Raw genomic sequence first — 8,747 nt, 5'->3', positions numbered from 1 at the left:
GAAAGCAAATACAATAGCTTCACTATCATGATAAGGGCGCTGGCGAAGGGTGTCAAGTAAGTTTTTTCGTTTCTATTGTAATGACAGTTATGGCCTGTGCAAGAAATCTATTGATTTACAGCAGGTTCTTTGTTACAGTTCGTAGTTATGCAAAGAAACTTAAAGCCTCATGAGTTTATTTACAGCCAGTGGTTTACATAATTTGGAGCTGTATAGCTGAACATTGTATATGATAATATTAATAACAAACGATGATGGTTTTGGAAGTGAAGGAATAAAATTACTCAAAGAGATTGCACGGAATTTTGCGCCAGAAATATGGATAGTGGCACCAGATACTGATAGAAGCGGAGCTGCAAGATCTCTTGATTATCCAGTGAAACAATCTATTGGAATAAACCAACATAGTGAAAGGGAATTTAGTGTGTCTGGTACTCCTGCAGATTGTGTCATTATTGCGCTAAATAAAGTTATGAATAAAAAACCAGACTTAATATTGTCCGGAGTAAATATTGGATCAAATGTCGGGGACGATATTTGTTATTCAGGAACAATTGGTGCTGTAATGGAAGGTGCTGCAAGGTCTATACCTTCTATTGCACTGAGCCAAGTTTATCATGATAAAATAGACTGGCACAATACAAAGGTTTTTGCACCAAAGGTTATTGCCAAGCTCGTTAAGGTTGGTTGGCCTAAAAACATAGTGATGAGTGTAAATTTTCCTGCTACAGAAAAAGTAAAAGGAGTAGAATTTGCTGAACAAGGTGAATATAACATTGATGGGGATTTAATTTTTACTGAAAATTCGAATGGCTCTTTTAGCTTAAATTGGTCTCGAGAGCACTCAGGCAGTGGTAGTATAAATAAAATAAAAGAAGGATTTATTACTATCACACCAGTAAAATTAGATTTTACAGATTATGATACATTGAATGCTATGAAAAATTCTTGTGCAGACGAATTTTCTTCTATAGCTGACTGAGAAAAACATTTGCATTGCTCCTAATAGATATTTTCTATTGTGTTATCGCGAGCAATTATTTTTTCTTCACCTGTATCCATGTTTTTAATCTTTAAAGTTTTACTACTCAATTCTTCATCGCCAAAGATTAAAGCAGCTTTAGCATTTGCTTGATTTGCTTTTTTCATTCGGGTTCTGAGCGTTCCGCTATATTCATAGATTACATATAAACCATTTCTGCGCAATTCATTCGCAAGTGTTAGGGTATATTCTTCAACCTCTCTACCGATTGGAATTAGGTAAATAGGTCGCTCTTCTTTCGGAGAATAATTGATTAACTCCATTATGCGCTCAATACCCCCTGCAAATCCTATTGCTGGAGTGTGTTTTCCACCTACTGAAGATACTAAATTATCGTATCTTCCACCGGCAAAAACTGCCCCTTGTGCACCTAAATCCTCTGTAACAAACTCAAACACTGTGTGGCAATAATAATCCAAACCTCGAACTAGTTTATTGTTTACGGTATAAGGTATATCAAGAATTGTTAATCCATTTAGTATTTGTTCAAAGAAATCTGAGGACTCTTTCGTATAATAATTGCTGATTTTGGGCGCATCAGAAATTATTGATTTATCTTTCTCGTCCTTGGAATCCAGTATTCTGAGTGGGTTTTTGATCAACCTATTTTTGCTATCTTCTGATAGATCATTTTGATACTTTGTAAAGTATAAGATCAAAGCTTCTCTATATTTAGTTATTGTTTCACCATCACCTAAAGAGTTGATTTCCAGCTTTACATTTTTATTGATGCCAAATTCAGTTAGTAAGTGCTGAGCGAGTGATATCAATTCAATATCAGCTTTTGGATCTTCTATGCCAAAAACCTCAAAATTTATCTGATGAAATTGCCTTTGTCTTCCCTTTTGCGGTCTTTCATAGCGAAATGCAGGTCCTGTTGAGAATAATTTTATCGGTGTTTGCAGTTTTTTTTCAATGAGTAGCCTGACAATCGCTGCAGTGAACTCAGGACGTAAAGTTATGCTCTTTCCCCCTTTATCATTGAAGCTATACATCTCTTTAGTGATGATATCTGAGCTATCACCTAAGGTTTTTGTAAAAACCTCCGTGTATTCAAATATCGGAGTTTGAGCAGGCAAAAAGCCATATAGATTTGAGATTCTGCTTGCTGTTTGCTCTATGTGTTTAAACTTGTACCATTCATCAAACAGGAGATCTTTTGTTCCTCTAACCGTTTGATTAGTCATAGTGTGGTCTCTATACCTGCAATCTCTGGTATGTGGTAGCTCAGCATATTTTGCACTCCTTGCTTTAAAGTAATTGCAGCACTTGGGCATCCAGAGCAAGCTCCTTGTAACTCAACATAAACTATCCCGTCTTTATAGCCACGAAATTTGATATCGCCACCATCTTGAGCAACTGCAGGTTTGATATAACTTTCCATTAATTCTTTTATTCTATTTACAATTTCTATATCATTTTTATCAAAAAATTCTTCATCCGGTATATTATTATCATTTACTCCTTCTTTATCTAGTGCTTTTCCACCTGAAGTAAAGTGATCCATGATTGTAGTTAAAATTTCTACTTTTAATGTATCCCAATTAATTCCACCCAATTTTGTTACTGAAATAAAATCATGACCAAAAAACACTCTTACCACATGTTCTATTTGAAAAAGATTTGCTGCTAGTTTAGAATTTTTTATCTCATTTGCATTTGAAAAATCAGCCGTTTCTCCTTCGTTTAGAATTGCAAATCCAGGGAGAAATTTCAGTGTGTTTGGATTAGGTGTTTCTTCAATCTGAATGAACATGTTATTTACCATGACGATTATAATTGTTACTATTTAATCATAAAATGATAAAAAAATATACATGTCATTCATCTTTTTCCTTTTTTTGATATTCATAGTAGTTACATTTGTCTTGCCTAGCGTTGTTGTATTTTTTCTTTTCCTGACAAAAAAAAATAACATAAGTTTCATGATGAACTCTATATTGAGTAAGTTTTTGAACGAATTTAGTAGCAGTAGAAGTTATACTGAAAATTACACTGGTGATAACATGTCCAAGGATGAAGCATTAAAGATACTGGGGCTGAATCCTGAGGCAAGTCAAAATGAAATCAATAAAGCATATCAAAATTTAATGAAATTAGTTCACCCAGATAAGGGAGGCTCGGAATATTTTGCGCAAAAGCTAAATGCGGCACGTGATAAATTGTTAAAAAAGTGATCTTAAAAAAAGTTTTCGTTTAACGAATTTCTTCCTTTGCTTTTTCTAAATACTCCAATATTGCTTCATGTAGTGCAGTCCATGTTATCTGTTCTTCCAGGGAAGGTATAAATTCTTGTCTCCAAGCATTCTTAAACTCCTGAAACCACTGTTTTTCAAAACCCTGAAATTCTAAAGAAATATCTACTTTAAAGCTATCAATTAAACTGGAAACTTCTGCAGCTTTAGAGCTATCTAGTGATTTTAAAGATAACACTCCACTCTTTAAAATCTCTAACTCTTCCAATACATTAAGCTTAAATGGTTTATAGAGTGAAGACCATATGCGATATCTTAAATAAGAATCATAGTATAACTTAATTTTGTACATTAAAGTGGTAGATGCATCAGGAGAAATGTTATTCTCATATTGTGCAAGAGAAGATAATAAATTCTCATAATCTACTTTGCTTAAACATGGTTGTAGAGTCGATTTAATTTTTTCACTAAAGGTTAGATAACTAGAAGAAATGCCATGACTATATTCACTAAAGAATTCAGGAAATATATCTGCTTGTTCTAGTTTAAGAGGTAGATCTTTTCTAATTTCTCTTGGTAAATTATGTATTGAAAACTGATAAATAACCCATACAAAATTCTCATCAAACTCATCTGAGTAATCAGCATTATTATCAGGAAAAATTACATTACCTTTCTTATCATTCCAAGGTTCTATCTTATAGAAAAATCTGTTCAGCCTTTGTTTTAATTTCAAAATACCTTCATTTCTATCACCTGCTTTATACAATGTTTTGCCCATTTTGTGTTTAGCATCTTTAGGGTTTATTCTGTCACTTATGTGCAATCCAATTTCATTTTTCTCTAATAACTCCCAATCAAACAATTTGTGTGGATCTGGTTTACGCATTGTATAGCCAAGCTCTGGATCATACACTATAGTTCCTATTTCAGAATGACTAAATATCATATCCCTTTTAATTTTAAAACGCTCCATAAGGTATAAAATCAGCTCTTTAACAGATCTCATTTGCTCTTCCGGAAAAGGCTCAAGTCCTGTGTTTACAATTTCAATACCTACAGAATAGTTGTTAAGCTTCCGTAACTCTTCAAGCTTACTATCTACCTTAACTCTTGCATAACTAATACCAGCATGCCATGCTTCTTTCTCTAATGGAACCATTAAGGTGATGCTGCCATCCCTATCGACAATAAAATGAACTGACAATCCTCTAGCATTCAGCGTATCTTTTGTACCTTTTAGTGTTGATGTTTCAGTATGGTGAACTATAACCATTAACACTTTTTTACCTGCCCTATCACCATAATTTAAAGCTGAAGCTGGATCTAAAAATAACAAATCCTGATCTTTCAATAATGGTAATTTTTCTTGTAAATCTTGAAAATCATTCTCGATATTGCTTGAACTGGATACTTGCCCAGATATGAGAAATGCTGAGACAGTAATCAGTAAAACTAATAAATATTTGTTGACTTTAGATAGTTGGATTTTCATACCATCTTCATAAACACTTTGTAGATAATTTTTCATTATATAGTTAGAATAGGGTTGTTGAATAAATTTACAAGACAAAATCATACTAGTCTGGTAGTAGTAACATGTTCAGAGATGGAGCATTTAAAGTGCTAGGAATAGATTCTGGAGCGAACCAAAATGAAATCAATAAAGCATATCAAAATTTAATGAAATTAGTTCACCCAGATAAAGGAGGCTCGGAATATTTTGCACAAAAATTAAACGCAGCACGTGACAGGTTGCTGAAGAGGTAATTAATATTGCTTTAAAGTTTTTATTTGTGCGTAAAGGATAAGTTGCTACAATAAAAAAATAAGATAAAAGTAGCAATGGACATGTGTTCAGAAAGGTTTAAGTTATGCAGGAAGATAACAAAAAAGAAACAATAAAAGAAGAAAAAGGCATATTAGGATGGATAGAATATAGATTGCCTATATTTTCTTTTCTAAGACACACTGCTTCTTACCAAGTGCCAAAAAACTTAAATTATGCTTGGAACTTTGGCTCTTTGGCTGGTATAGCGCTGATTTTACAAATAATAACAGGTATATTTCTTGCTATGCACTACACTCCGCATGTTGATTATGCGTTTAATAGTGTAGAGCGCATAATGCGAGATGTGAATTACGGGTGGTTAATACGCTACACTCACGCTGTTGGAGCATCGCTCTTCTTTATGGTAGTCTATGTTCATATAATGCGTGGATTATATTACGGATCTTATAAAAGACCGAGAGAGATGGTGTGGTTTATTGGAATATTTATATTTTTTGCAATGATGGCAACTGCCTTTATGGGATATGTATTGCCTTGGGGACAAATGAGTTTCTGGGGTGCAACAGTTATAACCAACTTATTTTCTGCTATACCTTTAATTGGCAATAAAATAGTTATATGGTTATGGGGTGGTTTTTCAGTGGATAACCCAACACTTAACCGTTTTTTCGCTCTGCATTATCTTCTGCCTTTTGTTATTATTGCTTTAGCTATGCTTCATGTGATAGCTCTGCATAGGTTTGGCTCTGGTAACCCAAGTGGAGTGGAGGTAAAATCAGATAAGGATACCATCCCTCTCTATCCTTATTATATAGTCAAGGATTGCATAACTTTTGGTCTGTTTTTTGTAGTTTTGTTCGCATTTGTTTTCTATGCTCCCAATTATCTTGGGCATCCAGACAATTATATAGAAGCTGATTCTATGGTCACTCCGGTACATATAGTGCCAGAGTGGTATTTTTTACCTTTTTATGCAATGCTACGTTCAATTCCAGATAAACTTACTGGTGTGCTTACCATGTTTGCGTCTATTTTAGTGTGGTTTTTGTTACCTTGGCTTGATAAATCAAAAGTTAAAAGTGGTGCTTATCGCCCGGTGTTTAAGAAATTTTTTTGGGTTTTTGCAATAAATTTTGTACTTCTTGCCTGGCTTGGAGGACAAGAGGTAAAAGAGCCTTACATCACTATGAGTAGGCTATCTACTCTTTATTACTTTGCATACTTTGTGATAGTTTTACCACTGCTTAGTAAGTATGAAAAGCCAAAAGAACCACCAAAAACCTTAAGTGATTCTGTGCCGGAGATGAGGTGATGTCAATTCAAAGCAGATCTCTTACAAAATTCTCTGTCATCCCAGAGCTCTCTTCTGTCATCCCAGAGCCCTCTTTTGTCATCCCAGTGCTTGACACTGGGATCCAGAAAAAAAATAAATGGATTCCAGCATCATGTACACAATTGTATGAACGTTGTATACAACACACAGTGTCATTCCACTATCTTCCGTTGTCATCCCAGTGCTTGACACTGGGATCCAGGTATAAAAATACTTACAAATCATGCAATGGACAACAGATTCTAGGAGTGCATGATAACCATAATGTCAGTGATGAAATAAGCTGGATTCCAGTGTCAGCTACTTGCATGACATCAATTCGAAATTTACTAAAACAGTGGTTATGCATGGGATCTAATGTATTTGCAATCTTCTGCATGTTATTTCTATCTAGTCTTATATCTGCAGAAGAATTTAAATCATCACCAAATAAGAAAATAGACTGGAAATTTGATGGAATTGTCGGATCTTTCGATAGAGAGTCAATTCAGCGTGGCTATAAAGTGTATAAAGAAGTCTGTGCTGCTTGTCATTCAATGAATAGGGTAGCATTTCGTAATTTGCAAGATGTCGGTTTTTCTGAAGAAGATGTAAAACAAATAGCAGCTTCTTATCAAGTTAAAGATGGTCCGAATGATTTGGGTGAAATGTTTGACAGACCTGGAGTACCTTCGGATTATTTTATTGCGCCTTTTGATACAAAAGAAGCAGCTGCAGCAAGCAACAATGGTGCAGTCCCACCAGACTTATCATTAATTATTAAAGCAAGGCATGATGGTGCAAATTATGTCTATTCATTGTTAACAGGCTATCAAAACGGCGAACACGATGAAAATGATTTATATTTTAATTCGTATTTTCCAACAGGCAGATTAGCTATGGCGCCACCACTTTCTGAAGGAATGGTGGAATATGATGGTGCAAGGCAAGCCACAGTTGAAAATATGGCGTATGATGTGATAAATTTTTTACAATGGGCAGCAGAGCCAGAATTAGAGCGCCGGCATAAACTTGGATTAAAAGTAGTGGCGTATTTTATAATTTTAACAGTGTTTTTTGTATTAACTAACAACAAAGTTTGGAGCAAGCTCTATAAAAAGAAGTGATAGTCAATTTTGCCTCAAGCACAATGGTTGTCATCCAAGTAGCTAACACTGGTTCCTTTATGACGGTGTCATCCGAGTAGCTGACACTGGGATGGCTTTGTCGCATCGTACCTTATACGGTAATAATTTACGATAAATTCATGTAGCCATTTCGAATTTAGCCATACCAATGTCAGTAAATTTATTAAGCAAACAGCACTTAATGAGCAGTTCTTTTTCACGATTTATAGCTCTTTTCATAGAAGTCCGGATGTGATAAGGATAGATAATGATAAGGAGGTTGAATGCCAGCAGCATATAGTTATGATTTAAGAAAAAAAGCAATGGAGGCGCTAGACGAAGGAGAAAGCAGAGAAGCAGTGGCAGCAAGATTTAAGATTGGACGAACTACTTTATGGGAGTGGCAGCACTGTAGGCTTGACCATAAATTATGTTAAGATAGAAAATGACTATTTTAGATAGAGCTTGATGTAATGCAGTGCGATACAAAATAACGGTAGAATATAATGGTAGTAGTTTCTCTGGTTGGCAAAAACAGCAACACTCTGCTAACTCAATCCAGGAGAAGATAGAAAATGCTATATTTAATTTTAGTGGTGAGAAAGTTACTTTGTACTGTGGTGGCAGAACTGATGCAGGGGTTCATGCTTTAGGACAAGTTGCTCATTTTGATATCGAAAAGGAATTTGAGCTTTATAGAATAAGAAACGCAATAAATTATCATTTAAAATCAATTCCTATAGTTGTGCTCAATGTAGAAGTTGTAGATGATGCGTTTCACGCACGGTTTTCAGCAAAAAAAAGATATTACGAATACAGAATAGTTAATCGCTATGCTCCTGCCGCTCTGGAGACGGGTTATGTATGGCAAGTGTTTAGCCCACTTGATGTAAATATTATGCGTGAAGCTGCTAAACATCTACTTGGAAAACATGACCTTTCAAGTTTCCGTTCAAAAGATTGTCACGCCGCAAATCCGATAAGAACAATTGATGATATCGATATAATACAAAACGGGAATCATATACACATCAAAATATCTGCTATTTCCTTTTTACATAACCAAGTGAGAATTATTGTGGGTACTTTAGTTGAATTTGGAAAAAATAGAACCAATCCGCAAGAAATGCTAAATATATTAAACCAATGCAAAAGAAATGCCGCTGGAGTTACTGCACCACCTTTTGGCTTATATTTGGTAAAGATATAGTACTTCCCAAAGTAAATGATAAAGGTATAATAAGCTATTTGAGTTATAATGGCGTATAGTGTGGATTTA

10 protein-coding genes and 2 pseudogenes are annotated in these 8,747 nt (G+C 34.8%); 7 read left to right on the top strand and 5 right to left on the bottom strand.

Annotated elements, in window-relative coordinates; translation table 11 throughout:
* Window positions 1-229 precede the first annotated feature (229 nt).
* Entirely contained in the window at window positions 230-982 is a 753-nt protein-coding gene (gene surE / locus WOCAOBSORBRA_RS04710; RefSeq protein WP_174516035.1) for a 5'/3'-nucleotidase SurE, read from the top strand.
* A gap of 20 nt (window positions 983-1,002) precedes the next feature.
* Here the strand turns inward: surE and hisS are convergent, their stop codons facing one another.
* A complete protein-coding gene (gene hisS, locus WOCAOBSORBRA_RS04705) occupies window positions 1,003-2,229 on the bottom strand; it encodes a histidine--tRNA ligase (RefSeq protein ID WP_155969466.1) in 1,227 nt (408 codons plus the stop codon).
* Window positions 2,226-2,798: a NifU family protein gene (locus tag WOCAOBSORBRA_RS04700; RefSeq protein ID WP_155969464.1), complete on the bottom strand. Its 573-nt coding sequence runs from the start codon at window positions 2,796-2,798 to the stop codon at window positions 2,226-2,228. The genes hisS and WOCAOBSORBRA_RS04700 overlap by 4 nt, the downstream gene beginning before the upstream one ends.
* Before the next feature lie 169 nt (window positions 2,799-2,967).
* Here WOCAOBSORBRA_RS04700 and WOCAOBSORBRA_RS04695 point away from each other — a divergent pair, with 169 nt between their 5' ends.
* Window positions 2,968-3,219 (top strand): J domain-containing protein, encoded by a 252-nt coding sequence (locus WOCAOBSORBRA_RS04695; protein WP_223823149.1) that lies wholly within the window; start codon window positions 2,968-2,970, stop codon window positions 3,217-3,219.
* A gap of 19 nt (window positions 3,220-3,238) precedes the next feature.
* On the opposite strand, the gene WOCAOBSORBRA_RS04690 is transcribed toward WOCAOBSORBRA_RS04695, so the two are convergent.
* Entirely contained in the window at window positions 3,239-4,768 is a 1,530-nt protein-coding gene (locus WOCAOBSORBRA_RS04690) for an N-acetylmuramoyl-L-alanine amidase (protein WP_223823148.1), read from the bottom strand.
* 68 nt (window positions 4,769-4,836) lie between these two features.
* On the opposite strand from WOCAOBSORBRA_RS04690, the gene WOCAOBSORBRA_RS04685 reads away from it, so the two are divergent.
* The 3 genes from WOCAOBSORBRA_RS04685 (at window position 4,837) to WOCAOBSORBRA_RS04670 (ending at window position 7,468) form a co-directional block, all read left to right on the top strand.
* Complete coding sequence (locus WOCAOBSORBRA_RS04685) at window positions 4,837-5,007, top strand: J domain-containing protein (protein ID WP_010082675.1); 171 nt, start codon at window positions 4,837-4,839, stop codon at window positions 5,005-5,007.
* 104 nt (window positions 5,008-5,111) lie between these two features.
* The gene (locus tag WOCAOBSORBRA_RS04680) at window positions 5,112-6,341 is read left to right on the top strand and encodes a cytochrome b (RefSeq protein ID WP_006280242.1); all 1,230 of its coding nucleotides are present in this window, start codon (window positions 5,112-5,114) and stop codon (window positions 6,339-6,341) included.
* A gap of 368 nt (window positions 6,342-6,709) precedes the next feature.
* Window positions 6,710-7,468, top strand: coding sequence for a cytochrome c1 (locus tag WOCAOBSORBRA_RS04670; protein ID WP_010963022.1), 759 nt, complete (start codon window positions 6,710-6,712; stop codon window positions 7,466-7,468).
* Here WOCAOBSORBRA_RS04670 and WOCAOBSORBRA_RS04665 read toward each other — a convergent pair.
* Both WOCAOBSORBRA_RS04665 and WOCAOBSORBRA_RS06665 read right to left on the bottom strand, forming a co-directional pair.
* Window positions 7,428-7,574: a hypothetical protein gene (locus tag WOCAOBSORBRA_RS04665; protein WP_167347159.1), complete on the bottom strand. Its 147-nt coding sequence runs from the start codon at window positions 7,572-7,574 to the stop codon at window positions 7,428-7,430. The genes WOCAOBSORBRA_RS04670 and WOCAOBSORBRA_RS04665 overlap by 41 nt on opposite strands.
* Window positions 7,575-7,606: 32 nt before the next feature.
* Window positions 7,607-7,705, bottom strand: a pseudogene (locus tag WOCAOBSORBRA_RS06665) (IS5 family transposase); the annotation flags it as partial.
* Window positions 7,706-7,752: 47 nt separating this feature from the next.
* Between WOCAOBSORBRA_RS06665 and WOCAOBSORBRA_RS04655 the strand changes: the two are divergent.
* Together WOCAOBSORBRA_RS04655 and truA are read left to right on the top strand one after the other, a co-directional pair.
* Window positions 7,753-7,875, top strand: a pseudogene (locus WOCAOBSORBRA_RS04655) (IS630 transposase-related protein); the annotation flags it as partial.
* A 71-nt stretch (window positions 7,876-7,946) separates the two neighbouring features.
* Entirely contained in the window at window positions 7,947-8,678 is a 732-nt protein-coding gene (truA, locus tag WOCAOBSORBRA_RS04650; protein WP_174516034.1) for a tRNA pseudouridine(38-40) synthase TruA, read from the top strand.
* Window positions 8,679-8,747: the final 69 nt, after the last annotated feature.

Origin of the sequence: Wolbachia endosymbiont of Cardiocondyla obscurior, from assembly GCF_902713635.1 — a bacterium.
Lineage (GTDB): Bacteria > Pseudomonadota > Alphaproteobacteria > Rickettsiales > Anaplasmataceae > Wolbachia > Wolbachia pipientis.
Note: the sequence above shows the minus strand (reverse complement) of the source record. Positions and strands in the feature narration are given on the sequence as shown.